General features: G+C 43.3%; 1 protein-coding gene. It reads right to left on the reverse strand.

Annotation, left to right across the window (positions count from 1 at the left end):
• Nucleotides 1-1,094, reverse strand: a 1,094-nt coding sequence (locus tag HHA41_RS13250; protein WP_168461961.1) for an IS256 family transposase, incomplete at its 3' end; no start/stop codon positions are given.
• Between the last annotated feature and the right edge of the window lie 72 nt (nucleotides 1,095-1,166).

Consider the following 1,166-nt stretch of genomic DNA (forward strand, 5'->3'; position numbering starts at 1 on the left):
ATCACTTTACGTACAGAATCATCCGTTGGAAAGACTTTACGCTTTTTGATCGCCTGACGTATTACGCTGTTTAATGATTCGATCGCATTGGTGGTATAGATGGCTTTGCGTATCTCGGCTGGATAAGCAAAGAAGGTATTTAGATTCTCCCAGTGTGTACGCCAGCTTTTGCTGATCTGTGGGTACTTGTCATCCCATGTTTGGGCGAATTGATCCAAGGCCATCAAGGCTGCCTCTTCAGTAGGTGACTGATAAACGGTTTTTAAATCCTGAGTGACGGCCTTGTAATCTTTCCATGATACGTATTTCAAGCTGTTACGCAGCATATGGATAATGCACAGCTGGATATGGGTTTGCGGGTATACGCTGTTAATGGCATCAGGAAAGCCTTTTAGTCCATCCACACAGGCGATCAGAATATCCTGCAACCCTCGGTTTTTAAGCTCAGTCAGGACATTCAGCCAGAACTTTGCACCTTCATTCTCAGCCATCCACATGCCGAGCAGTTCTTTCTGTCCATCAAGATTAATGCCTAAGGCAAGGAATACAGCCTTGTTGATAACACTGCCATTATGACGGACTTTAACTACAATACAGTCCATATAGACGATGGGATAGAGTGCATCCAGCGGACGGTTTTGCCATTCAGCGACTTGCTCCTTAACAGCATCAGTCACCTTGGAAATAAGCGTTGGCGATACATCAGCATCGTACATTTCTTTGAAAGTAGCCACGATTTCACGGGTAGTCATGCCTTTGGCATAAAGGGATAGAATTTGGTTATCCATTTGCGTGATACGAGTCTGATTCTTTTTAATTAGCTGTGGCTCAAATGTGCCATCACGATCTCGTGGTGTGGTGATCTCAATCTCACCATCATCGCTCAGCACGGTCTTACTGGAATAACCGTTACGAGCATTTGAACCGTTCTTACGAGCATTCTTTTCATGTCCGAGATGTTCGGTAAGTTCGGCATTGAGAGCCGTTTCAACAGTAAGTTTAGTCAACAATCGGGTGAATTGATTGAGATCGTCTTCTGTTTTGATTCCTTTAGCAAATTCTGCTGCAAGGTCTTTTAGTTTTTGTTTGTTCATCATGTTGCCTGACTCCGTTGTGAATATGAACATAGCAAATTCAGGCAATTACACAATTTAATTTACAGTCTC

Origin of the sequence: Acinetobacter sp. A1, from assembly GCF_012371315.1 — a bacterium.
Classification (GTDB): Bacteria; Pseudomonadota; Gammaproteobacteria; order Pseudomonadales; family Moraxellaceae; genus Acinetobacter.